Origin of the sequence: Plesiomonas sp. ZOR0011 (assembly GCF_000800945.1) — a bacterium.
Taxonomy (GTDB): Bacteria; Pseudomonadota; Gammaproteobacteria; order Enterobacterales; family CAMTGL01; genus Plesiomonas; species Plesiomonas shigelloides.
On sequence record NZ_JRKB01000037.1, the window covers coordinates 18,123 to 42,969 of the forward strand.

General features: G+C 51.1%; 22 protein-coding genes and 1 riboswitch. Of the genes, 11 read left to right on the plus strand and 11 right to left on the minus strand.

Translation table 11 applies throughout. The annotated features are described in order from the left end of the window. Positions 1–8 precede the first annotated feature (8 nt). The 5 genes from rsxD to L975_RS07130 all read right to left on the minus strand — a co-directional run bounded on the left by rsxD (position 9) and on the right by L975_RS07130 (position 6,317). Complete coding sequence (gene rsxD / locus L975_RS07110; RefSeq protein WP_047707912.1) at positions 9–1,055, minus strand: electron transport complex subunit RsxD; 1,047 nt, start codon at positions 1,053–1,055, stop codon at positions 9–11. Then, a complete protein-coding gene (gene rsxC, locus L975_RS07115; RefSeq protein ID WP_047707913.1) occupies positions 1,056–3,611 on the minus strand; it encodes an electron transport complex subunit RsxC in 2,556 nt (851 codons plus the stop codon). A gap of 3 nt (positions 3,612–3,614) precedes the next feature. After that, positions 3,615–4,175: an electron transport complex subunit RsxB gene (gene rsxB / locus L975_RS07120; RefSeq protein ID WP_010861766.1), complete on the minus strand. Its 561-nt coding sequence runs from the start codon at positions 4,173–4,175 to the stop codon at positions 3,615–3,617. Between the two features lie 3 nt (positions 4,176–4,178). After that, positions 4,179–4,757: an electron transport complex subunit RsxA gene (rsxA, locus tag L975_RS07125; RefSeq protein ID WP_047707916.1), complete on the minus strand. Its 579-nt coding sequence runs from the start codon at positions 4,755–4,757 to the stop codon at positions 4,179–4,181. A 162-nt stretch (positions 4,758–4,919) separates the two neighbouring features. Beyond that, positions 4,920–6,317, minus strand: coding sequence for an EAL domain-containing protein (locus L975_RS07130; RefSeq protein WP_039045313.1), 1,398 nt, complete (start codon positions 6,315–6,317; stop codon positions 4,920–4,922). A gap of 1,494 nt (positions 6,318–7,811) precedes the next feature. On the opposite strand from L975_RS07130, the gene uvrB reads away from it, so the two are divergent. After that, positions 7,812–9,830, plus strand: a complete 2,019-nt coding sequence (gene uvrB / locus L975_RS07135; protein ID WP_047707918.1) for an excinuclease ABC subunit UvrB — start codon at positions 7,812–7,814, stop codon at positions 9,828–9,830. Between the two features lie 114 nt (positions 9,831–9,944). On the opposite strand, the gene yvcK is transcribed toward uvrB, so the two are convergent. From yvcK to L975_RS07155, 4 genes are all read right to left on the minus strand, one after another. Beyond that, a complete protein-coding gene (gene yvcK / locus L975_RS07140) occupies positions 9,945–10,874 on the minus strand; it encodes a uridine diphosphate-N-acetylglucosamine-binding protein YvcK (RefSeq protein ID WP_039045311.1) in 930 nt (309 codons plus the stop codon). A gap of 125 nt (positions 10,875–10,999) precedes the next feature. After that, positions 11,000–11,206, minus strand: a complete 207-nt coding sequence (locus L975_RS07145) for a hypothetical protein (RefSeq protein ID WP_047707920.1) — start codon at positions 11,204–11,206, stop codon at positions 11,000–11,002. A 200-nt stretch (positions 11,207–11,406) separates the two neighbouring features. Beyond that, positions 11,407–12,441 (minus strand): mechanosensitive ion channel family protein, encoded by a 1,035-nt coding sequence (locus L975_RS07150; protein ID WP_010861760.1) that lies wholly within the window; start codon positions 12,439–12,441, stop codon positions 11,407–11,409. Between the two features lie 772 nt (positions 12,442–13,213). Beyond that, entirely contained in the window at positions 13,214–13,471 is a 258-nt protein-coding gene (locus L975_RS07155; RefSeq protein ID WP_039045309.1) for a hypothetical protein, read from the minus strand. Positions 13,472–13,913: 442 nt separating this feature from the next. On the opposite strand from L975_RS07155, the gene L975_RS07160 reads away from it, so the two are divergent. The 9 genes from L975_RS07160 to modC all read left to right on the plus strand — a co-directional run bounded on the left by L975_RS07160 (position 13,914) and on the right by modC (position 21,067). Beyond that, positions 13,914–15,161, plus strand: a complete 1,248-nt coding sequence (locus L975_RS07160) for an Nramp family divalent metal transporter (protein ID WP_047707922.1) — start codon at positions 13,914–13,916, stop codon at positions 15,159–15,161. A 287-nt stretch (positions 15,162–15,448) separates the two neighbouring features. Then, positions 15,449–15,613: riboswitch (molybdenum cofactor riboswitch) on the plus strand. Beyond that, entirely contained in the window at positions 15,605–16,585 is a 981-nt protein-coding gene (moaA, locus tag L975_RS07165) for a GTP 3',8-cyclase MoaA (protein WP_047707924.1), read from the plus strand. Its footprint overlaps the riboswitch before it by 9 nt. A 209-nt stretch (positions 16,586–16,794) precedes the next feature. Continuing rightward, positions 16,795–17,307, plus strand: a complete 513-nt coding sequence (moaB, locus tag L975_RS07170) for a molybdenum cofactor biosynthesis protein B (RefSeq protein ID WP_010861756.1) — start codon at positions 16,795–16,797, stop codon at positions 17,305–17,307. Positions 17,308–17,335: 28 nt separating this feature from the next. Next, positions 17,336–17,818 (plus strand): cyclic pyranopterin monophosphate synthase MoaC, encoded by a 483-nt coding sequence (moaC, locus tag L975_RS07175; protein ID WP_047707926.1) that lies wholly within the window; start codon positions 17,336–17,338, stop codon positions 17,816–17,818. Beyond that, positions 17,815–18,060, plus strand: a complete 246-nt coding sequence (moaD, locus tag L975_RS07180) for a molybdopterin synthase sulfur carrier subunit (RefSeq protein ID WP_010861754.1) — start codon at positions 17,815–17,817, stop codon at positions 18,058–18,060. Before moaC ends, moaD begins: the two co-directional genes overlap by 4 nt. Before the next feature lie 4 nt (positions 18,061–18,064). Further along, a complete protein-coding gene (gene moaE / locus L975_RS07185) occupies positions 18,065–18,532 on the plus strand; it encodes a molybdopterin synthase catalytic subunit MoaE (RefSeq protein ID WP_039045305.1) in 468 nt (155 codons plus the stop codon). Beyond that, entirely contained in the window at positions 18,517–19,296 is a 780-nt protein-coding gene (gene modA / locus L975_RS07190) for a molybdate ABC transporter substrate-binding protein (RefSeq protein WP_156121126.1), read from the plus strand. Before moaE ends, modA begins: the two co-directional genes overlap by 16 nt. A 23-nt stretch (positions 19,297–19,319) precedes the next feature. Then, positions 19,320–20,000 (plus strand): molybdate ABC transporter permease subunit, encoded by a 681-nt coding sequence (modB, locus tag L975_RS07195; RefSeq protein ID WP_039045304.1) that lies wholly within the window; start codon positions 19,320–19,322, stop codon positions 19,998–20,000. Further along, positions 20,000–21,067, plus strand: coding sequence for a molybdenum ABC transporter ATP-binding protein (gene modC, locus L975_RS07200; RefSeq protein WP_052181328.1), 1,068 nt, complete (start codon positions 20,000–20,002; stop codon positions 21,065–21,067). Before modB ends, modC begins: the two co-directional genes overlap by 1 nt. A 192-nt stretch (positions 21,068–21,259) precedes the next feature. Here modC and moeB read toward each other — a convergent pair whose 3' ends face one another. Beyond that, the gene (gene moeB, locus L975_RS07205) at positions 21,260–22,060 is read right to left on the minus strand and encodes a molybdopterin-synthase adenylyltransferase MoeB (RefSeq protein ID WP_052181329.1); all 801 of its coding nucleotides are present in this window, start codon (positions 22,058–22,060) and stop codon (positions 21,260–21,262) included. Positions 22,061–22,065: 5 nt separating this feature from the next. Then, the gene (moeA, locus tag L975_RS07210) at positions 22,066–23,319 is read right to left on the minus strand and encodes a molybdopterin molybdotransferase MoeA (protein WP_047707928.1); all 1,254 of its coding nucleotides are present in this window, start codon (positions 23,317–23,319) and stop codon (positions 22,066–22,068) included. A gap of 432 nt (positions 23,320–23,751) precedes the next feature. Between moeA and folE the strand changes: the two genes are divergently transcribed. Continuing rightward, a complete protein-coding gene (gene folE / locus L975_RS07215) occupies positions 23,752–24,408 on the plus strand; it encodes a GTP cyclohydrolase I FolE (RefSeq protein ID WP_010861747.1) in 657 nt (218 codons plus the stop codon). Positions 24,409–24,847: the final 439 nt, after the last annotated feature.

Genomic DNA, 24,847 nt, shown 5'->3' on the forward strand with positions numbered 1-24,847 from the left:
GAGACTCCTTAGCGTCCGTATACGCGTGGCTGGGTATAGTGGTCAATCAGCGGCACGGCCATGTTGGCGATCAGTACGCCAAAGGCGACGCCGTCAGGGTAACCGCCGAGAGTCCGGATCAGGTATACCATCAGTCCGACCACGGCACCAAAGATCAAACGACCGCGGAAGGTCGTAGATGCGGTCACTGGATCAGTTGCAATGAAAAACGCACCGAACATGGTTGCACCAGAGAACAATTCAAACAGCGGCGTGCCGCTTGCGTCTGGCGCGACCAGCCAACCGATCGTAGAAGCAATGGTCAGCGTCAGCAGGAAACTGACGGGGATCATCCACTGGATGGTTTTGCGGTACAGCAGATACAGACCACCGAGTAAAAAGCCGATGTTGACCCACATCCAACCTAAACCGGCAAAACTGCCGAAGATCGGCTTTTGCATGATTTCGTGGGCAGTCAGACCGTTTTTCAAGCTGGTTTTCAGCGTGTCGAGTGGGGTGGCTTGTGTCACGCCGTCGATGTCCAGCATCAGCTGATGCAACGTATTCCCTTCACCGGTATGGCCGGTGAAGATGACGTTCAAGCAATCCATAAAGCTGACCGGTTCGCTTTGTAATCCTAGAACCGGTAACCACGAGGTCATCTGTACGGGAAAGGAGATCAACAAGACAACATAGCCCACCATCGCTGGGTTAAACAGGTTTTGCCCTAAGCCGCCGTACAGCTGTTTGGCAATAATGATGGCAAACAAGGTACCGATGACAATGATCCACCAAGGTGCGAGTGGCGGGATACAGATCCCAAGCAACAGACCGGTCAGCGCTGCCGTACTGTCTTGCAGGGTTTTCCACACTGGCTTTTTGCGTAGTAGCAGCACTGCGCTTTCTGCGAGTACGGCCACCACGATGGCTAATAGGATTTGGATCAGGTTACCCCAGCCAAAGAAGTAGCACTGCGCAGCGATACCCGGAATACAGGCGAGCATCACCTGCCGCATTATGACGTTAGTGCTGCGGTGGTTATGCGTGTAAGGGGAGCTTGCTATTTTGAAAACCATTTATTCCTCACTCGCCTGAGTTTTTGCTTGTTCCTGTGCCGCTTTACGCGCTTTAGCGCGAGCAATGGCAGCCGCTACCGCCGCTTTACGTGGATCAACCGCTTCCGCAGTGGCATCGCTTGGCGTTTCCGTGTTTTCAGCATTAAGCGCTACAGTTGACGGTTCGCTGTAATTAGCGGCGACTGTGGTATCAGTACCTTGTTCTTGTGCTGTTTTACGCGCTTTAGCGCGAGCAATGGCATCCGCTACCGCCGCTTTGCGTGGATCAACCGCTTCGGCAGTGGCATCGCTTTGCGTTGCCGTGTTTTCAGCATTAGGCGCTACAGTTGCCGGTTCGCTGTGATTAACGGCGGCTGTGGTATCAGTACCTTGCTCTTGCGCGGCTTTACGCGCTTTAGCGCGAGCAATAGCAGCGGCGACGGCCGCTTTGCGTGGATCAACCGCTTCGGCAGTGGCATCGCTTGGCGCTGTCGAGCTTTCAGCATTAGGCGCTTCGGCTACCGGTTCGCTATGATTAACCGCGGCCGTGGTATCAGCACCTTGCTCTTGCGCGGCTTTACGCGCTTTAGCACGAGCAATAGCGGCAGCTACCGCCGCTTTGCGTGGATCAACCGCTTCGGCAGTGGCATCGCTTGGCGTTGCCGTGCTTTCAGCATTCGGTGCTACGGTTGCCGGTTCGTTGTGACTAGCTGCAGCTGTGGTATCAGCACCTTGCTCTTGCGCGGCTTTACGTGCTTTGGCGCGAGCAATGGCAGCAGCTACCGCCGCTTGGCGTGGATCGGTGTTCTCACTGCTGTCTGCTACACTAGACGCGGGTGCTGTTGATGACTCCACATTTTGCTGCGCAGCTTTACGCGCACGCTGTTCTCGCGCCAGTTGTTTGCGCGCTTCGCGTGCGGCAGCCATGGAGTCATCGGCAACCACAGGGGCACTTTCAGCATCCGGCGTCAGTGGACGTAATTGTTGAATCGGCTGTGCATCAGCTGACGGTACTGCTGATTCTGGCGCGGCGCTTTGTGCTTGTTTGGCTTTAATACGCGCCAATGCCGCTTGTACCGGATCAACTCCTTCGCTGCTGGTTTGTGAGGCGCGACGGGCTTGCGCGGCTTGTTGGGCACGCTGTTCGCGCTCTTCTTTTTCGCGTTGCAGACGTTGTTGCTTGGCTTCAAAGCGCTGTTTAGCGATTTCAGACTTACGCTCTTCGCGGCGAATCTCCCACAGCTCTGCTTTTTCTTGGCGGTAGTACTGCACCAGCGGGATATTGCTCGGGCAAACATAGGCACACGCACCGCACTCGATACAATCTATAATGTTGTATTGGCGTGCTTTGTCATGCTCTTTACCGCGGCTGAACCAGTACAGTTGCTGCGGCAACAGATTAACCGGACAGGCATCCGCACAGGAGCTGCAACGGATACAGGCCTGCTCGGCATGCTCTTCGCCAAATTCTGCAGCGCCAGGCGCTAAAATACAGTTGGTGATCTTCACCACGGGAACATCCAGATGCGGCAAGCTAAAGCCCATCAGTGGACCACCGATGATGATCTGACCATTCCCGGCGGTGCGGCGATAACCCGCGTGGCTTAGCAGGTGCTGCACCGGCGTACCTAAACGCGCCCAAATGTTACCTTTGTCGTGAATGGCATCACCGGTCAGGGTAACGACACGCTCGATCAGTGGTTCGCCTTCGATAATGGCGCGCTTAATGGCAAAGGCGGTACCGACGTTTTGCATCAACACACCGATCGCTGAGGAGTGTTTGCCTTTAGGCACTTCCATCCCCGTGAGGATCTTGATGAGTTGCTTGGCACCACCAGACGGATATTTCGTTGGAATAATGCGCAGCTGAATATCTTCGCTGCCATCAAGGCTTTTACGCAGGCTTTCGATAGCCAGACTCTTGTTATCCTCGATACCAATGACGACCTGCTCTGGGCGCAGAATATGGCGCAGGATCCGAATCCCTTCGATGATTTCATCGGCGCGATCTTGCATTAAGCGATCGTCTGCGGTGATATAAGGCTCACATTCTGCGGCGTTGATGATCAGCAATTTGATCAGGTTTGCGCCGCCGGTGAGCTTGGCTGCGGTAGGGAAGCCAGCGCCGCCAAGACCGGCAATACCTGCCGCTCGAATCTTGGCAATCAACTGCTCAGGGGAGAGCAGATGGTAATCTTCAATCTGTTCGCGTTCGACCCACGTGTCGTTGCCATCCGGCTCAATCACCACGCAAAGATCGCTGAGTCCAGAAGGATGCGCGATGGTGCGAGGCTCGATTGCGACAATCGTACCTGAGGTCGGGGCATGAACTGGCAATATGCGTCCGCCGCCGTGATATTGCGTCAGCGGTTGTCCTTTGAGAACCTTTTCACCGGTTTTAACAATCAGATCGCCAGCTTGACCCGCGTGCTGTTGCAGTGGCACGACATAATAGGGCGCCAGATCGATTCGGCGAATCGGAGTATTGTTGGATTGTGACTTCATTTCCGGCGGATGGATCCCACCGTCAAAATCCCAAATACGGCCGCTCTGGATGGCCTTAATCACACTGGACATAACTTAACTAACGACCTTTACTGGAATGGTGTTCAGATCCCACTTCCATGTGTCGGGGGTCACACTGACCGGCTGCATTTCAATGCAATCCGTCGGGCAGGGGGCAACACACAGATCACAGCCGGTGCAGAGATCAGAAATAACGGTATGGACTGACTTAGTCGAGCCGATGATGGCATCAACCGGACAGGCCTGAATACATTTGGTGCAGCCGATGCACTGTTCTTCGTGAATAAAGGCGACAAATTTGCGTGGCTCGGCATTCTCTGCATTCGCATCTGCGGCAGGAGGCTCGACGCCCAGCAAGTCAGCAATTTTCAGTACAACCGCTTCGCCACCTGGGGCGCACTTGTTGATTTGCTCACCATTGCTGACCGCCTCGGCATAGGGTCGGCAGCCAGGATACCCACATTGCCCACACTGGCTTTGCGGTAAAATCGCATCGAGTTGATCGACGATCGGATCGGCTTCAACTTTAAATTTGATGGAGGCGAAACCCAGTAATACGCCAAACAGCAGCGCTAGCCCGATCAGTGCTAACACGGCCCAAAACAGAGTCATCATTTTTTATTTAACCAGTCCGGTAAAGCCCATAAACGCCAGTGACATCAGTCCGGCGGTAATCAATGCAATCGATGAGCCTTTAAAAGGGGCCGGAATATCGGCCAATGCAATACGCTCGCGCAGTGCGGCAAACAAAACCAATACCAGAGAAAAGCCCACCGCAGCGCCAAAGCCATACACGATAGACTGCATAAAGTTATGAGCCAGATTGGTGTTCAGCAGCGCGACACCCAGCACCGCACAGTTGGTGGTGATTAGCGGCAAGAAAATGCCCAACAGGCGATATAACGCAGGGCTACTTTTGCGCACCACCATTTCGGTGAACTGCACGACAACGGCAATAACCAGAATAAATGAAAGAGTACGCAGATAACCGATGCCAAACGGGAGCAGAATAAAGCGATCCATCAGGTATGAGCACACCGATGCCAGCGTCATAACAAATGTGGTGGCTAAGCCCATTCCAATGGCCGTTTCCAGCTTTTTGGAGACGCCCATAAAAGGACACAAGCCGAGAAACTTGACCAAGACAAAGTTATTAACGAGCACTGTTCCGATGAGCAGCAAAAGATACTCAGTCATCCGGTCTACCTTTCATGATAAAAAACCGAGGTATTATCGGCAATTATAACTCTGCCGACAACCGGACAATCGATTTCGCCCTAATAAGCGGACAAGAAACACGCACCATAAAGGCACGTGTTTCTTAGGGGATAGGCTGAAATTATGATAATTATCAGTTTATTAACTTACCATACGCAACAATTCGGAATCTTGCACCGGTTTAGGCTTCGCCACGATATAGCCTTGAATCGCATCCACGCGCAGATGCGCTAGCATGGTTTTGTCTTCTTGCTTTTCCACATTTTCCGCAATGATTTTGGTACCTAAACGATGCAGCGTATCGATAAATAAACGTAATACCTGCTGCAAAGATTTGTTGGCTTCAATATCACGGGTATAACGTGGGTCGAGCTTCACAAATGATGGCTTATAACGTGACAGCAACGCTAACCCATCAAGCTGTTGGCCAAAATGACACAAACATACCCGCACCCCATGTTGGTGCAGTAAGGTGATCAGTTTGCCGGCATTGTCAGGGTAGGTCTGGATCGCTTCCGTTTGGATCTCCATCACCAAGTGTGGTGTAACTGCAGGGTTTTTCTCCAGATACTGAGTTAACCAATATAAAAACTGCGGTTCGTTGATGGTGTGAAAGCCTAAGTTAACCGCCAAAACCCCATCACCTTTGAAACCCTGCAAAATGCTGGTGATCTTGGTCAGCAGCATCATATCCAGCTGTGCCATACGACCATGATATTCGGCCATCGCGATCACTTTGTCGGTCGACATCGCCCCTTTGGAGAAGGTAAAGCGCGAGAACAACTCATGGTATTTCGGCATGCTGTCGTTCACGCTCAGCGTGGTCTGGATATTGAACTCCACATCCGCATTGGCGATTTGCTGATCTAACTCGCTAAACCAGTCATCCACTTGAGGCTGTTCGGTATGATCAACTTGCCAGCAGCGATGGGGCAGTGATGAGACAATGCGCAGGCTCTCTTCTGCTTGAGTCAGTGCAGCACCCCACTGGTTGCCGTAGAAAGAGATAAACGCGATATTAGCGGCTCGTGTGATTTGGTGGCGTTGCGCCAGTTGTTCCAGCGCTTGGGCGCAGCGCTCAGCAAGACGCTCGGGCTGCTCAATTTGGTGCGCCGAGGCGACCCATGCGAACATCGCACCTTCAAAGCGGTATAACTGTCCAAGGGGAAGGCCATGCAGAGTTAATTGTTCTGCGATCTCTTGAATGAACAGATCGCCGAGTTTGGATCCTCCGCGTTGATTCAGCTCAGTCAGAGGCGTGGCGTGGATCAGCGCTAACCAGTGCTTAGCCCCGTTTTCAGGCAGTAACGAGAGCTGATGAATGAAGCTCGCACGATTTGGTAAGCCAGTGAGTGGATCGCGGTTCACGTCTTTAGCAATCAGGTCGAGGCGATGCTCCAACTCGGTTTTTTCTTGTCGCCAACCTTGCGCATATTTTGCCGCTAATTTCGCTTCTGGAATTTCGCCGGCACTGGCAGCCATATTCAGACTTTGCTCCAGCTTAATCAAACGTTCAGAAGCGTTTTTCTGGTTTTGCATTATTTCCAGAGTGAGTAATGTGCCACAAATAAGCAATATTGCAGGAATGCTAATGCTTAAAGACAATGAATATGCACTTTGAATATAAACAACACCTGTGGTTAACACAAAACACAAGAGAGCACGCCAAATAGCAGCTGAACGGGACAGGGCTATATTCATCGAATTCATTTTCTCTTTAACAGAATACAGATGATTTTATTATATCAGCCTATTGAGCTTTATTATTTTATGCCCTGAATTGTTGCGTGACTCCGCTCGCAAACTTCTCTGATATTTTTCAAGGATATTACATATCAGCTCGTCACGATATGATATGAGCCCAAAAATCCTTTTTTCTGTCGCTAGCCGTTTGTCGGCTTCGATTAAATGCTGCTAGCGCTAGCCGATGATGTGCAGTTGCTATTGTCGCGCTGTCTAATTCGTGAGCCGTTATCCAATTTCCCTTTGTGGGCTGTAACAAAACTGTAAAGCGAGAGCGTAATTTGTTGCTTTGGCGTGATTTGTCAAGCCTTAAACTGTCGCGAAGACGGATTTTATCAACTGATTAATTTGTTGATATAAAACAATATTTATTGTGTTGACTTCTGTTTTTTTCTGTTGTTCACCAAAAGTTATCCACTAAATCTGTGGATAAGTGTGTGGGCTATATTTAGACAATTCCATACAGCCCACGTTTTCTCTGGGTTAAGACACCTCGACGCTTTTTGTCAGACACAGCTGTAAGAACGAGGTGAGGGGCGTGTAATTTTTCTGTGATGTAGCGCACAGCAGTGGCGTCTTTTTGACCCTGCGCTGTCAGTATACAGACATGCATGTCAGCTGTGTCTGCTAACCCGTTAGTTAACGCGAAAAGTAATCGGTTACAGCGCCGAACAACAAAATAAAGAGGGAACTATTTGATGGTAAATTGAGCAGGTGATTAAGCACAGGTTGGCCATAGCATTATGTTTATGGGTGCAAATGAGCGCTACTGTTTATTGCTCACCAATTTTGAGTTCTGTTTTTTGTTCACTAAAGGGCAAACTCAATAAGTAATTATGGGTAATAATTACGCTTTAATGACAGCCATATTTAAATTAGATAACGCGCATGATTGCATATCGAATAATGCAATATTGTAGAAAATAAGAATTCGTACATTGCCCTTAGTAAGGTTTATCTATAACAGGATTTCCTTTCAACTGTTTTTGACTGCGCGCAGATGTGCAGAAGCAGATGTGCAGAAGAGGATAAGAGAAAGAGATTACAAAGGCACTGAGTGTGTAAAACGCACCGACGAGGCTACGATTTGGCCGCAAAAATTTCCCAGTGCTGGCTGTATTCGGGCTTTTTTCATCAGTGGCTCGCCAGGGTAAGGTTTGTGGGGATGCTGCTGGCTGAGCAAATCATCGCGCCGTCTAAATCAGCGATGGGATAGCGCTCGAATTTCTGCGGGGAGCCGCGCATAATACCGTTATATCCGAGACAAACGAGATGATATAGCAGGTAGGTATGAGTAAAAACTTTGAGCTGGTATCTGAGTTTGCACCCGCAGGCGATCAGCCGGAAGCGATCCGCCAGTTGATCGATGGCCTCGACGCAGGGTTGGCGCACCAGACCTTGCTGGGGGTAACCGGCTCCGGTAAGACCTTCACTGCGGCAAATGTGATTGCTAGCCTTAATCGGCCCACCATGATCTTGGCGCCCAATAAGACCTTGGCCGCTCAGTTGTACGGCGAGATGAAAGCCTTCTTCCCGCATAACGCCGTGGAATACTTCGTTTCCTACTACGACTACTATCAGCCAGAAGCGTACGTGCCGAGTACCGATACCTTTATCGAGAAAGATGCATCGATCAACGATCACATCGAGCAGATGCGTTTGTCTGCCACGAAAGCGCTGATGGAGCGACGTGATGTGGTGGTGGTGGCTTCGGTGTCGGCGATTTATGGTCTGGGCGATCCTGATTCCTACCTGAAAATGATGTTGCACTTGCGCCGTGGCGATACGCTAGATCAGCGTTTTATCCTGCGTCGTTTGTCAGAGCTGCAATACACCCGCAACGATCAGGCATTTCAACGCGGGACTTTCCGTGTGCGTGGCGAAGTGATTGATATTTATCCGGCAGAATCAGACGAACATGCGGTGCGTGTGGAGCTGTTTGATGACGAGGTTGAACGCTTGTCATTGTTTGATCCGCTGACTGGGCAAGTGCAGCAGGATGTTGCGCGTTATACCGTGTATCCGAAAACTCACTATGTGACGCCCCGCGAGAAGATCTTAGAGGCGATCGAGAAGATCAAGGTCGAGTTGGTCGAGCGTAAGCAGGTCTTGCTGGATAACAACAAGTTGCTGGAAGAGCAGCGCATCAGTCAGCGTACGCTGTTTGATATTGAGATGATGAATGAGCTGGGATATTGCTCAGGCATTGAAAACTATTCGCGCTACCTCTCTGGCCGTAATCCGGGCGAGCCGCCTCCAACCTTGTTTGACTATCTGCCTGCTGATGGCTTGCTGATTATCGATGAGTCACACGTTACGGTGCCGCAAATCGGCGCTATGTATAAAGGTGACCGTTCGCGTAAAGAAACGCTGGTGGATTATGGTTTCCGTCTACCATCGGCGTTGGATAACCGCCCGTTGAAATTTGATGAGTTTGAGGCGCTGGCTCCGCAGACCATTTATGTATCGGCAACGCCGGGGGCGTATGAGCTGGAGAAATCTGGCGGCGAGGTGATCGAGCAAGTGGTGCGTCCGACGGGCTTGTTGGATCCGGTGGTGGAAGTGCGTCCGGTAACCACTCAGGTGGATGATTTGCTGTCGGAGATCCGTTTGCGCTCGGCGATTAATGAACGGGTACTGGTCACCACGCTGACCAAACGCATGGCCGAAGATCTGACCGAATATCTGGAAGAGCATGATGTGAAGGTACGCTACCTGCACTCAGATATTGATACTGTCGAGCGGATGGAGATCATTCGCGACCTGCGTCTTGGCCTGTTTGACGTGCTGGTGGGGATTAACCTGCTGCGTGAGGGGCTGGATATGCCGGAGGTGTCGCTGGTCGCGATTCTGGATGCGGATAAAGAAGGCTTCTTGCGCTCCGAACGTTCATTGATTCAGACCATTGGTCGTGCGGCACGTAACCTTAACGGTAAGGCGATTTTGTACGGTGATAGGATTACGCCATCAATGGCGCGTGCGATTGGTGAAACAGAACGTCGTCGTGAGAAACAACAAGCGTTTAACGAACGTAACGGGATTACGCCGCAAGGGCTGAATAAAGCCGTGGCCGATATTCTGGATGTCGGAGGGCGGGTTAGCAATAAAGGTCGCCAGAAATCCAAAGGCCGTAAAGTGGCTGAGTCTGAGGCTAGCTATCAGGTGCATTCGCCAGCAGAGGCGGAGCAGAAGATGCGTGAGCTGGAGCAACAGATGTATCAACATGCGCAGAATCTGGAGTTTGAGGAAGCGGCGGGGATCCGCGATCAGCTGCAGGCACTGCGAGAGGCGTTTATAAAAACTTCTTGATGCGTGATGTGTGAATAGTGAGACGCATAAAAAAGGCATTGTTGGTTATCCTAACAATGCCTTTCTTTTTTCTGCTATCTAAACGTCGGTTGGCTTAAGCATCAACGTGCAACGTCAATTCAGCGGATTGATCTGCAGTGCTTGCTCGATCGCTTGCTTGAGCAAGTTACGATCGTGACGATACGGAATATCGTCAGCTTCCAATTGCGTTTGAACGATGCGACGTTTTGGACCATCCTCATCACGCAACACGCTGACATCAATATGCGGACCGACAATCACACCAGTAATGCAACGACGGCCAATGTGGCGCTCGATAATCTGCAGTTTCTCCGCGATATTCAGCTGTGCCGCCGGGCTGTGCTCTTTGGCCAGATTGCCGATATACAGCACATGGGCTGCGGTGGCGTTAGACAGTGCAGTTGCTATCTCACGGTTAAGCAGAGGTGGCAGCAGGCTCGTCATAAAGCTGCCCGGGCCAATTAAAATCAAATCAGCGCGTTCAATGGCGGTAATGGCTTCACGCGTGGCACTGACTTCCGGCACCAATTGCAGTGATACTGGTAATTCGGTGAGTGCATCGATATTGACCTCACCAAACACTGACATACCATCGGCACAGACGGCGGCCAAGTCGACAGGCTCTTCCGACATCGGGATGATGTGCGCATCTACTTTCAGTAAGCGGCGCACCAGATTGATGGCATCTAACGGACGGACGCTCAAGTCATCTAGCGCCTTGAGCATCAAATTACCCAGATTATGGCCAGACAGTTCGCCTTCGCCGGCAAACCGATATTCAAACATGGCCGACGCAATGGTTGGCTCGGTGATCAACTGGTTAATACAGTTACGGGTATCTCCCCATGCGATGCCGCCTTCAGAGGTGCGGATCCGGCCGGTGGAGCCGCCGTTATCGGTGGTAGTGACAATACCGGTAAGGCGGTGACCTAAAAAGCTCAGCGACGAGAGGACACGGCCTAGACCATGTCCACCACCAATGGCTACCACATGGTTCAGATCTGCAAGCATCGGGTTACGCATAAGTTTTATTATTTCTTGAAGAGGTAAGAGTAAAGATACTCGAAGTGGCGTAACCTTAAAAAACAATCCGGCAAAACACAATCCAGAATATTGATTTACCGCACGTTCTGCCTTGTATCTGCCGGTTATTTAATCCGTTCGTTGGGCAATAATTCCAGATGGCCTTCGGCATCGAAATACCAGCCTTTGATAATTCCATGTGATGACATGTCCTGAAATCCGGCTAATACCTCTTTAGCTTCGACAAGGGCTTCGGCATCGCTGTAACCATGCATGCGCTTGAGATATTTGGCAATGTCGATGAGACCGGCAGACTCAGTGATATTGCTCATGCTGTTTACCTCCAAGACGGTGATGGAGTAAATCGAGGGCGTTATTGTGAGTTAGTATGATCGCAATCAATCAGATTGCCAGTCAGCGCACCAGAATATCTCTTTTAATACAGTCTGTTAGGTTATAAAAAACAATGCCGACCTTCAGGTCGGCATTGTGTTAGTGCAAATTGTTTTAGCGCAAAATGCGTGGGTGACGTTTATTCTTTTTCCAGATACAGCGTTTGACTTGGGAATGCCATATCTGCGCCGCGGGCGTGCACAATATCGATGATATCCAAGTACACATCTTGCTGAACTTTCAGCCAATCTGCCCACACCGTGGTTTTGGTGAAGCAATACACCATGATGTTGATGGAGGAGTCCGCGAACTCGTTCATGTACACCAGCAGTGTCTGAGTAGTATCGATATCCGGATTATTTTGCAACATGGTGCGGATGTCATCGACAATCACGCGAACCAGCTTGGCGTCTTCATAGCGCAGGCCAATCTCGGTTTTGATGCGGCGGTTAGTCATCCGACCCGGGTTTTCCACGCTAATGGATGAAAATACCGAGTTCGGCACATACAGCGGACGATGGTCGAAGGTATTAATTTTAGTTAGACGCCAACCAATCTCGGCCACGGTGCCTTCAATATTACGGTCTGGTGAGCGGATCCAATCTCCCACATTAAACGGGCGATCGAAGTACAGCATGATGCCAGAGAAAAAATTGCTGATGATGTCTTTACCGGCCAAACCGATGGCGATACCGCCAACACCACCGAAGGTCATCAAACCAGAAACGCTCAGGCCAAAGTGTTGACCGGCCATCAGAATCAGGATCAGTACAGTCACGGATTTCAACAGGCGTGAAATGGCCTTGGAGGTCGTGATGTCATTGCCTTTGGCAATCAGTGACGCCTCGATTTGGCTAATCAGGGCAAACACATACTTAATGGTGATAGCCGAGAGCAAGATAACATTCGTGGTGCTGATCCAACCGGTATAAAGCTCGGTAAAGTGATGCAGCAGTAAGTAAATGATCTCGGTAACCGTTAGCGCGATGATGCCCCATAGCACGATAGAAGAGATGCAGGTGATCACTGCGGTGACCGTTTTGCGTCGATGACGGCCACTGTGCTTACGCTTGAGGAAAAAGAACCATAAGGCCAGAGCGGCCAGTGAGATGACCGCCAACGTGGCAAGGTCAATCATGAATTTGGAGTGAAACAGGGAATAAACCGAACTCATATCTGTCTAGTAGTCTTAAAATTGTGGATGTTATTTACTGGTATCTGATATGTCACTTATCAGGCCGGGATCGGAAAATACCTGCGACTGAAAAGGGTTTATTCTAGCGTCTGGTTTTTAAAATAAAATGGAAGAAAGGATAAGATTTGTAAAGTGCGAAAAAGTCTGCGGCAGTAGAGTACTGCAAAGATCAAAAAAACAACATGCTGCTATCAAATAGATTACTACGTTCATTCTTATATGGCCTTAGCGGATACCGTTCAGAGGCGAGCAGTATAGCGGAGTGCCGTGAATGCAGGCTTTTTGAGAGATACAAATCCGGTAAACAAGTACGTCAAAATATGACTTCATTGTCTAATTATGAGCCGCATGATTATTTCCTGTGAGGTAAGTGAGTTAGCATACTGATAATCAAGGTGGATTTATAAAATCCGCATATTTGTTTTGCCCGTTATTATCAATGCTGTGATGATGAATATTGTGTTTTAGAATGAATTTATCGCTATTCAATTGGCATGATTAATTAATCATAATCGGCATAGTATTTTAATTTTGCGATGGGATACGGGTATTCGCGTAACCCCTTGGTATCAGTCTGGTGTAAGAAATTCGTTGATATCGTGTAAGCACAAGAGGGGCTGTGCATAATGCTGAAGAAAACAGCCTGCGTTTCTTCCATGTTGTCTTATCGAGTATGTGCTTTGTGTGCTGCTTTACACCGATAAGTTGCTTACGCAAGGCTGTATGTGATGAACCTGTGAGGGCTGCAAGCCTAATTGGCCATTGGCGCAGGTTGATCTGGGGTTACCGATGACTCATCGCTGCTGGAGGAGTCGGAATAATCAGATTCGGCGCCACTGCTGTCATTACAGCGTTCGGAGCCACTCCATGGAGTGTCATTGTCATCGGTATTGCGTACATTAGAGCAAGGCTCAGTGCTGTTGTCTTGTGTCTGTTCTGGTTCGGCGGCAAGTGAGTTACCAGAGAGCCCAAGCAGTAATGCTAGGCTGAGAGCTGCATATTTCATCATTGATTCTCCAGTAAAAACGACTAAAGGTGTACCGCAGTGCTCCGTCTCTTTTGGGTAGAGAAAAAAGTGACTCAGCAAGAGGCGTGAACTCACGGAGCGGCATAGATCAGTATAGATAGGATGTAGCGTTTTATCCCAAAACATAATGGAACGTTGTGTTTTAATGCTGATATAAAGAGAGTGATAGAGCCTGTAACCTTACTTTAGTCGGCATTCGAAGTAAGCCTGCCATTGAGCGAGTTCTGTATCAGTTGTGTAGTGAGTCGGTAATTGGTCGGTAATCGTAGGCAGTGGACGATAGAAGTGAGCGATACGCTCAGTACTACAGACATCTAGCGAGACATATCCCGAGATAGCGGGACATCGGTCGATACAATAATTGCTATTGATAATCATTATCATTTAGTGTGTAATGCAGATCTCATGCAAGGGAGATCGGCTCATGACTACATTACCAGTTGCAGTACCCGCACCACGGCGGGCCAGAAAAATCAAACTCGCTCTGATGGGGCCTGCTTTTATTACCGCGATTGGCTATATCGATCCGGGTAACTTCGCCACCAACATTCAAGCCGGCTCTACATTTGGCTACCAGTTGCTGTGGGTGGTGGTATGGGCCAATGCCATGGCGATGCTGATTCAGCTGCTTTCTGCAAAGCTGGGTATTGCAACGGGTCAGAACTTAGCCGAGCACATTCGAGCTAGTTACCCGCGTCCGCTGGTGTGGTTTTACTGGATTCAAGCCGAGCTGATTGCCATTGCCACTGATTTGGCTGAATTCATCGGCGCCTCAATCGGTTTCAAGTTGTTATTTGGTGTATCGCTGTTTGATGGCGCGATTTTGACTGGTCTTGCTACTGTATTGATTCTGGCTTTGCAGCAACATGGGCAAAAGCCGCTGGAAATCATCATCGGATTGTTTTTAATGTTTGTGGCGGGGGCCTATGTTTGTGAATTAATCTTCTCCCGCCCAGATATCTCCGAGTTGGGCTGGCATATGGTGAAACCACAATTGCCGGATCAAAACGCACTGATTTTGTCTGCCGGTGTGTTGGGGGCGACTATCATGCCGCACGTGGTATATCTGCATTCAGCGTTGACTCAGCGGGGCAGTCGTGAAGATCGCAAAGAGCGTTATGCGGCGACTAAAATGGATGTTGCGGTTGCGATGACCATCGCCGGTTTTGTGAACATCGCCATGATGGCGGTAGCGGCTGCGACTTTCTACTCTGCTGGTCACACCGGTATTACGGAGTTGGAGCAAGCGTACCAGACTTTGCATCCATTGCTGGGTGAGGCGGCGGCAGTGATCTTCGGCTTAAGTTTGGTTGCGGCGGGTTTGTCATCCACCGTGGTGGGGACTTTAGCTGGACAAGTGGTGATGCAGGGCTTTGTGAACTTTAGCATTCCACTGTGGGTACGCCGCGCGGTGACTATGCTGCCATCTTTTATCGTGATCTGGTGTGGGATGAACGCCACTCACGTGTTGGTGATGAGTCAGGTATTCCTCAGCTTTGGTATTGCACTGGCCTTGATTCCATTGCTGCGCTTTACCGGCGATCGCCAATTGATGGGGGATTTAACTAACAAGCCGCTGACACAAGCCGCTGGTCGTCTGATTGCGGTAGTGGTGATTACCATCAACTTGTATCTGCTGGTGACCACGTTTACCGGATTTAACGGCTTTTAATGCGCAAATAACGCACAGATAACGTACAAAACGCCACTCCTAACGTGTTAAGTTCCATCCAAAGCCGCACAGCATGAGGTGCGGCTTTTTCATTTTCGGCTATTGATTTGATAAAGCGCAGTAATCGCCTGAATTGCTGTATAAAACAGCACTTGCCCTAAGAGAGTGTGATTACCAAAACAATATTCCACATTCTCATTGTCAGTTCAGGGACGCTTTATTTACAATGCGAAGAGACGTTATTTTATTGTGGTTATGTCGTAACGCACACTCAACGCAGTGGACATTGCCGCCAAAAACTCCGAAGCCGCTTTTGCCTACGTTCTGCAGCAGCTTGACTCATTCAGGCACACAGAATAGGGCATGACGGCCGTAGCACAGATGATGCTACCGGGTTCGGTGAGAAATTACCGGGCCTCCCGACATTGGAAAGGTGTTTTCAGGTGCAGCAACTCAAAGACACGTTTGACCGCGGGTTCTATTACCTGCGTTTGTCGATCACAGATGTCTGCAACTTTCGTTGCAGCTATTGCCTGCCGGACGGTTATCGGGCGCAGGCGAATACCTCATTTCTGCGCGCCGATGAAGCTCGCCGGATTGCTCAGGCGTTTATTGCGCTGGGCACAGACAAGATCCGTCTGACCGGTGGTGAGCCGACATTGCGTCGCGACTTTATCTCTATCGCCTCTTCGATTAGCGAATTGCCGGGTTTACGTGCCTTGGCGGTGACCACCAATGGCTATCGTATGGCCCGTGATGTCCCGCTGTGGAAAGAGGCGGGCATTACGTCGGTGAATGTCAGTCTAGACAGTCTCGACCCGCGCCAGTTTCATCAAATCACCGGTGAAAATCGCTTTAGCCAAGTAATGGCGGGCATTGATGCCGCTTTCGAGGCCGGTTATCCGCAAGTGAAAGTGAACACCGTGCTGATGAAAGGCTTAAATGATCATCAGCTGGATCAGTTTCTGGCGTGGATCCGTCATCGTCCGTTGCAGCTGCGTTTTATCGAGCTGATGCAAACCGGCGAGATGACCTCGCTGTTTCGTGACCATCATATTTCTGGCTCGGTGATCCGCGACAAGCTGCTACTCAATGGCTGGCAGCTTAAACCGCGCAGCTACAATGCCGGTCCGGCGCAAATCTTTACGCATCCCGATTATCAGGGCGAAGTTGGCCTGATCATGCCGTATGAGAAGGATTTTTGTGCCAGCTGTAACCGGTTACGGGTTTCGGCGACCGGAAAACTGCATTTGTGCCTGTTTGGTGATGATGGCATCCCGCTACGTGATTTGCTGGAAGATGACAGCCAATTACCTTTACTGCGCCAACGCGTGCAAGATGCTCTGCTGCATAAAAAGCAGAGCCATTTCTTGCATGAGGGCAATAGCGGTCAGACACCACATTTGGCGTCGATCGGCGGGTAAGTCGTGCATGTCATTGCCGCTGTCGGTAGTCAGTCAGGTTGGCGCTGAATCAAGCTTTAAAAAACACGATAAAACCCGATTTAAAACCAAGTAGATACAAAACGCAGTGAATAAAGCGTACGGAATAAAAACGTACTGCCAAAAGTCATGATTGGGCAGGCAAGGCTGCCTTATCACACAACATCGCACTCATCATGAAGGAGTTACCCATGGGACACGCCCACGCTGAATTTATGCCAGCCAGCATTGCTGTACTGACTGTGTCAGATACCCGCACCGAAGAGAACGATACTTCCGGCCAATATCTGGTTGAGGCGGCGCTGGCCGCAGGACACCGTCTGGCAGATAAGCGCATCGTGAAAGATGACGTGTACCAGCTGCGCGCCGTGGTTTCACAGTGGATTGCCGACCCAAGCGTGCAGGCTATTCTTGTCACCGGCGGTACCGGCTTTACTTCCCGCGATTCTACCCCAGAAGCGCTGCGTCCACTGTTTGATAAAGAAGTGGAAGGCTTTGGTGAGTTGTTCCGTCAGATTTCTTATCAGGAAATTGGCACCTCTACGATCCAATCACGTGCGCTGGCCGGTTTTGCGAACCACACTGCCATTTTCGTGATGCCGGGTTCTACGGGCGCTTGCCGTACTGCGTGGGAAAAGATCATTGCTGATCAGCTGGATGCGCGTCATCGCCCATGTAACTTCATGCCGCATCTGCAGCAGTAATTTCGCCAACACGGAAAAGGACAGGAGCATGACTCAATTAACCCACCTGAACGAACGGGGCGAAGCCAATATGGTGGACGTTTCCGGTAAAGCGGAAACCGTGCGTGAAGCCAGAGCGCAAGCCTGCGTTGAAATGCACGCAGAAACGTTGGCCATGATCGTGGAAGGGCGGCATCCGAAAGGGGATGTATTTGCCACCGCGCGTATTGCCGGCATCATGGCCGCCAAACGTACGTGGGAACTGATCCCGCTGTGCCATCCACTGCTGTTATCCAAAGTGGAAGTGCAGCTGGAAGCCCAGCCGGAGCGTAATCGGGTGAGAATTGAGAGTGTGTGTCGTCTGACGGGTAAAACCGGCGTAGAGATGGAAGCGTTGACTGCCGCCTCGGTGGCAGCGTTGACCATCTATGACATGTGCAAAGCCGTACAAAAGGACATGCAGATCACCGATGTGCGTCTGCTGTCTAAAACCGGCGGTAAGTCCGGGACATTCACCGCGGAGGCATCATGATTCGGGTGTTATTTTTTGCGCAGGTGCGCGAGTTGACCGACACCGGTGAAATTGAGGTGGCTGAAACCTATGCTACCGCTGAATTGTTGCGTGCGGCCTTGGCGGCGCGGAGTGAGCGCTGGGCACTGGCGCTTGATAAAGAAAATCTGCTGGTGGCTGTTAACCAGACGCTGACGTCATTATCTCACCCGCTGCAAGACGGGGATGAAGTGGCCTTTTTCCCACCGGTTACTGGAGGTTAAGCAGATGCAGGTACAGGAAACCCGAATTCGGGTCAGTGAAGACGATTTTGATATTGCTGCCGAATACACGTGGCTAAATCAGGACGACAGCTGTGGCGCGGTGGTGACCTTTACCGGCAAAGTGCGCAATCACAGTCAGCAAGGCAGCGTGAACGGCCTGCACTTGGAGCATTATCCGGCGATGACCGATAAAGCTCTGCGCGACATTATCAGCGAAGCGCGTGCACGTTGGCCGCTAGGCCGTGTCAGCCTGATTCATCGCGTGGGTGAGCTCGGCAGCGGTGAGCAGATTGTGTATGTCGGGGTTAGCAGTGGCCACCGCTTGGCGGCATTCGCAGCAGCAGAATTCATTATGGATTATCTCAAGGTGCGGGCACCTTTTTGGAAAAAAGAGCAGATGCCAGACGGCGCGCGCTGGGTGGAAGCCAAAACCAGTGATCAGGAGGCAGCACGCAGATGGCAAAGCGAATAAGCACACCGATGATCTACAACAGACTACACAAAGGGCGCGTTGCGGCCAGCACATTGGCTGTGGTGGCGATATTTAGCCTGTCACCGGCGAATGCGGCCACGTTGAAAGTGGCGGTTGCGGCGAACTTTAAGCCCACATTAGAACAGTTGGCGACGCAATTTCAGCAGCAAACGGGCGAACAGGTTGCCATCTCGTCAGCCTCTAGCGGTGTGCTGTATCAGCAGATTGTGAACGGCGCGCCGTTTGATCTGTTCTTGTCGGCGGACAGTGAACGCCCAGAGCGTTTAGAAAAGGAAGGGCGGATAGTTCCTAACTCGCGCTTTACTTATGCTCGTGGCCAGTTGGCGCTATGGAATACCGGCACACCAGTGGGTACCGATCCTAAGCTGTGGCTGGGGAAATTAGCCATCGCGAATCCACGAACGGCGCCTTACGGTGCGGCTGCGCAATACTGGTTAGAGCAGAATGGGGCGTGGAATATTGCCGGCCTGACGCTGGTCACCGGAGCCAATATTGCCCAGACGTATCAATTTGTGCAAACCGGCAATGCGCCCATGGGGCTGGTGGCTTATCCGAATGTGAAAATGGCGCACCCGCAAGGGCAAGTTTGGTTGCTGCCCGCCGATGCCTATCCGGCCATTGAACAGCAGGCGGTGATTCTGGCGTCAAGCTCGCAGCCTAAGGCGGCCAAGGCGTTTGCCGACTTTCTGCGTAGCGATGCCGCCCGTAGCCTGATTGAGTCGCATGGCTATTTGGCGCAGTAATGTAGCGCGCGTGGGAGGCGATGATGTCGGAGGCTGATTGGCTGGCGGTTCGTCTGACCTTACGGCTGGCTGCGACTACCACGTTGATCTTGATGCTGCTGGCACCATCGTTGGCGTGGTGGTTGGCGCGAAGTCGTTCGCGTATTCGTCCGCTGATTGAATCATTGGTCGCTTTGCCCTTGGTGCTGCCGCCGACAGTGCTGGGTTTTTACTTGCTGCTGGCTTTCTCACCTCGCTCATTGCCCGGTCATTGGTGGCTGGAGATGACTGGGCATACTCTGGCGTTTTCATTCACCGGTTTGGTGCTGGCCTCCGTGATTTATTCGCTGCCTTTTGCGGTGCAACCCTTACAAAGCGCGTTTGTGAATATGGGGGATAAAGAGCTGGAAGTGGCGGCAACTCTCGGTATGGGGCGTTTGGCCCGTTTTCGCCATATCGTGGTGCCGATGGTGCTACCGAGCTTTATCATCGCTGCGACCTTGAGCTTTGCCCATACCTTGGGAGAATTCGGCGTGGTGCTGATGATTGGCGGTAATATTCCGGGGCAGACTCAGGTGCTGTCGATTGCGCTCTTTGATCATGTGGAAGCGATGGATTACCAAAGCGCACATTATCTGGCCGGAGGGCTCTTACTGTTTTCCGTGGTGCTGCTGACCTTGGTGTATGGCGTGCTGCAAAAACGTCAGCAAAGGCGGTTTCAGTAATGTTGCAGGTTGATATCACGCATAGGCTGCCGGATTTTAGCTTGCAGGCTGCCTTTACACTGCCGGAGGAGGGGATCCACGGCATCATCGGCCACAGCGGTGCCGGTAAAAGTACGTTGCTGCGCATTCTGGCGGGTCTAATTCCGGCGCAGCAAGGTCAGATCCACTGCGGTGAGGTGTGCTGGCAAAACGGCACGCAAAGTTTACCGCCCGAGCAGCGTTCAGCAGGCATGGTGTTTCAAGATAGCCGTTTGTTTCACTGGTTAACGGTACAGGAAAACCTGCAACTGGCTGCGCGTTTTGCGAAAGGAAATAGCCCTGAACCGGCGCAATTGGCCGAGCGACTAGGGTTTAGCGCGTTGCTGGATATGCCAGCGCGAGCGTTATCCGGCGGGCAAAAACAGCGGGTAGCGCTGGCTCGCGCTTTGATGGCCACGCCGCGCTGGTTATTGCTTGATGAACCTTTGTCAGCACTCGATCATCATGCGCGCCGGCTTTTACTTGATGAGATTGCCGCCTTAAGTCGTGAACTGGCTTTGCCGATGTTGTATGTCAGCCATGCGATGGAAGAGGTAGTCACGCTTTGTCGTCAGGTGGTGCTATTGCATCAAGGCCGCGTGGAAGCCACAGGCTCACCGGTGAGCTTATTCGCCGATCCGGCGCTATCACTGGCGCAGCACCCTGATGCGGCTGTGCTGTTGGAAACCACAGTCAGTGGTTATGATCATGATGGACGACAAATCTTAGCCAGCTGTGGCGGTCAAACGTTGCGTATTCCCGGTGATATTCGAACGGATGCGCGTTTACTGCTGCGCGTGATGGCGCGGGAAGTGATTTTATCGCGCGCGCCGTTACACGGCTCAAGTCTGCAAAATGCCTTGCAGTGCCAAGTGACTTGTATCGGTCAGCCGCAACAGGGCATGGTGATGGTGCAACTGAGTTGTGCTGGACAACCGTTGCTGGCACGTATTTCCTATCGCGCACTCAGTCAACTGGACTTGCATCTGCACGATACCGTATTGGCTTACATTAAAGCCGCCGGTTTGGTGGATGGGGGCACGGTCTAGCAAGCGAGCTCGTGAATTAGCGAAATTGCAAAAATCATTCAATTAGCGCACTAAACGCTCTAGGGGATAAGGGCACTCAAGGGAATATAAGCGCTCTAGGAGATAAGGGATAGAAGATAGCCCCAAGAGCGCTAATTAGTTTAGGTAGGCGCAGTATTAATCATCGCTGTATTGGCTGTATTGATAGAGCGATTAACGCGGCGCATTGCCACCACAGACATCACACTGCGGATTCTGATTCAGCTTCATCTCTCGAAACTGCATCATCCGCGCATCCACCAGCAGTAGACGACCGGTTAATGGCGTTCCCATCCCCGTGAGTAGTTTGATGCATTCGGTCGCTTGTAGGCTGCCAATCAGTCCCACCACGGGCGATAAGATCCCATTTTCCATGCAGCTACCGGCATGTTCACCAAACAGACGGCTCAGACAGCGATAGCAAGGCGTACCCGGCGCGTAGGTGAATACGCTGACTTGTCCTTCCATCCGAATCGCCGCGCCAGATACCAGCGGCACACGATGCTGCGCGCACAGACGATTGAGTTGATTGCGTGTTGGCGCGTTATCGGTGCAGTCCAACACAATCTGCTGCTGGGCAATCAGTGCAGATAAGTCATCATCCTCTAATTGTGCACAAATGGGTGTCAGCTGCACGTACGGATTGATGCTCTGCAGGCTCTGCGCGGCAGATGTGACTTTGGCTTGGCCGATCCGCGCGTCAGTATGCAGAATTTGCCGCTGTAGGTTAGACAGAGACACATGATCAAAGTCTAGCAGCGTCAGGTGACCGATGCCCGCAGCCGCCAGATACTGGGCTGCCGCACAGCCCAAACCACCGAGACCGACAATCAGCACTGACGCGCCTTTCAGCGCTTCTTGCCCAGCAAAATCACATTCGCGCAGCACTATTTGCCGATTGTAGCGCAGCTCTTCTTCATGGCTGAGCGTAACGCTAGGAAAGTGTGGCGTTGAGTTAGCATCGGTATGCGTCATCAAGTTCAGCCTCCCAACAGGGCGTTAAACGGCTCGACAGTAACCCATTCACCGGCCGTGACCGCACCACGCTCTTGCTCCAGCACGATAAAGCAGTTACCGCCGGTAAATGAGCTAAACACATGCGAGCCTTGATGACCGGTGCTGGTGACGCTCAACTCTGTTTGGCCGGTGTGTGGATCCACTTGGCTGCGCAAAATTCCGCGTTGGAAATCCAGTCGGCCCGGCGTTTTTTTCAGGTTGCTGTCGCAGCGAACCTGAAAACGCTGTGGCGCTTGGTAAGCGGTGTGGCCACTTAAGGCGGCAATCAACGGCTGCACCAGTTGATAGAAGGTGACGGCCGCAGATACCGGATTACCCGGTAAACCACAGAACCAAGCGTGCTGCAAACGACCAAAGGCAAAGGGTTTGCCCGGTTTAATGGCCAGCTTCCAAAAACCGATATCCCCAGTTTCATCCAAAATTTCTTTGGTGTAATCCGCTTCGCCAACGGATACGCCACCGGAGGTGATCACCAAATCGGCATTGTTATCGGCTTGGTGAAATGCGTTACGCAGTGCTTGCGGATCGTCAGGGATAATTCCCAAATCGAGGATCTCGCAACCGAGTTTTTCCAGCATTAAACGGATGGTCAGACGGTTGCTATCGTAAATCTGGCCATTTTCCAGCGGTTGGCCCGGTTCACGCAGCTCATCGCCGGTCGAGAAAATTGCCACTTTCAGACGGCGACACACCTCGACTTGTGCAATACCCAGGGAAGCCAGTACCGGTAAATGTGGCAATGTCAGTTTTTCACCTTGTGCGACCACGGCATCGCCACAACGAATATCTTCGCCAGTACGGCGAATATTCTGGTTCAGTCGTACCGGCGCGGTGAAGCGAATACCGTGTTCTGTGCTTTCGGTCTGTTCTTGCATGATCACTGCATCACAGCCGTCGGGAATGGCGGCGCCGGTCATAATGCGGACACACGTGCCTGCAGGCCATTCTCCGGTAAACGGTGCACCAGCAAACGCTTTGCCCGCTACGGGGAATTCAGCCTGTTGTGCCAGTTCAGCAATGCGTACGGCATAGCCATCCATCGCAGAGTTATCAAACGGCGGAACGCTGAGCGGAGAGGTGACGGGACGTGCGGTGATCCGATCCAACGCTTGCTCCAAAGATACCTGCTCGGGTGTGCAAACGCAGGAAACGCGCTCCAGCATCAGTGTCAGGGCCTGAGATAAGGTACGCAAACCGGGGGTAGAACAGCAATCCATGTGATACTCCAGCGTCGTATCCGGCCGGTCTGATGCCAGCCGGGAAAAATGATGCGTTATTATAAAGCACAGCAGGCAGCTTGCGGGAGCGCACAGTAAAAAAGCTGTGTGCTAGCAGCGGTTACCGTCAACGACTACGCTTGATAATGTGTATTTCGTAAGAATGTATTAATGCTCTACAACAGAGTAGGGCGTACAGATGATATTTGTTATCATATGCGAATAAGAACAGCTGTCTTGCCTGCTGAGAGATAATCGGTGGATTTGCCGCAATACCCTGACTAAATGCAAGGTAGATTTTTTCTCAGTAATGTTTATGCTTCAGAAAGATGCTTATCTGAAGCGTTTTATAAACGGATAGGTAAAAAAACTCTGGCTGCGTAAATATCATCCTAAAACGAACGAAAGCAGCCGTTAATGTGGAGAACCGTTATGTCATCGCTAACTGAAGAGGCTATTAAGGTTCGGGCGGCTCTGGAAATGCATGGTTTGGAAACACCGATGCAGCAGAGTGGTTTGGATAAAAATACCCGTAAAGCGCAAATCCAGCATCATATGACGGAAGTTATGCGACTGTTGGAATTAGATCTCGGTGATGACAGCCTGTGTGAGACTCCGCGTCGCATCGCCAAAATGTACATGGACGAGATCTTCTCCGGTTTGGATTACGCCAACTTTCCGAAGATCACCACCATTGAAAACAAAATGCACGTGGATGAAATGGTCACGGTGCGTGATATCCACCTGACCAGCACCTGTGAACACCATTTTGTGACCATCGATGGTGTGGCGCACGTGGCTTATATCCCGAAAGACAAGGTGATTGGTCTATCTAAGCTCAACCGTATTGTGCTGTTTTTTGCCCAGCGTCCGCAGGTGCAAGAGCGTTTGACGCAGCAAATTTTGGTTGCGCTGCAAACGTTGCTCGAAACGGATGATGTGGCGGTTTCTTTAGATGCCGTGCATTACTGCGTGAAAGCGCGTGGGATCCGCGATTCCAGCAGCTCAACGCTGACGATGGGGTTAGGTGGCGTATTCAAAACTGAAGCCAGTCGTCGTCAGGAATTTTTGAGTTCAGCGCGTCGCTAATCCCCGTTGCAGTAAGCGCATAAGATGATTAACTGCAATTTCAGGCCATTTACGTGTATAATGGCCTGAGTTGCTCAAATACGTAAGCTAAATACGTAAAAAGGCGCAAATGTGCGCCTTTTTTGATCTGTACTCACCGTTAAAAGCGGTTTACTGAGCGGGCAGTCTAGCTGCAGTTCGGTCTTCTTTTTCTGTATGATAGATCATACAGAATGTCAGTCATTTTCGTTGGCTATCCCCCCATTCTCATGGTGACCAAGATGACGGGAACGTAATCCCGCTCTGTGTGTCCAACGCTATTGTGCGTGATGACTGCATGATCATTCGGGCTTGCGAGATGGCAAGCCGCTGATACACCGCATATTTGTGCGATGTGTAGACAGCGTAAGGATAAATTTGGGATAGCTGTTAAAGCCGTTCGGGCTTTCTAGAGAAAAAC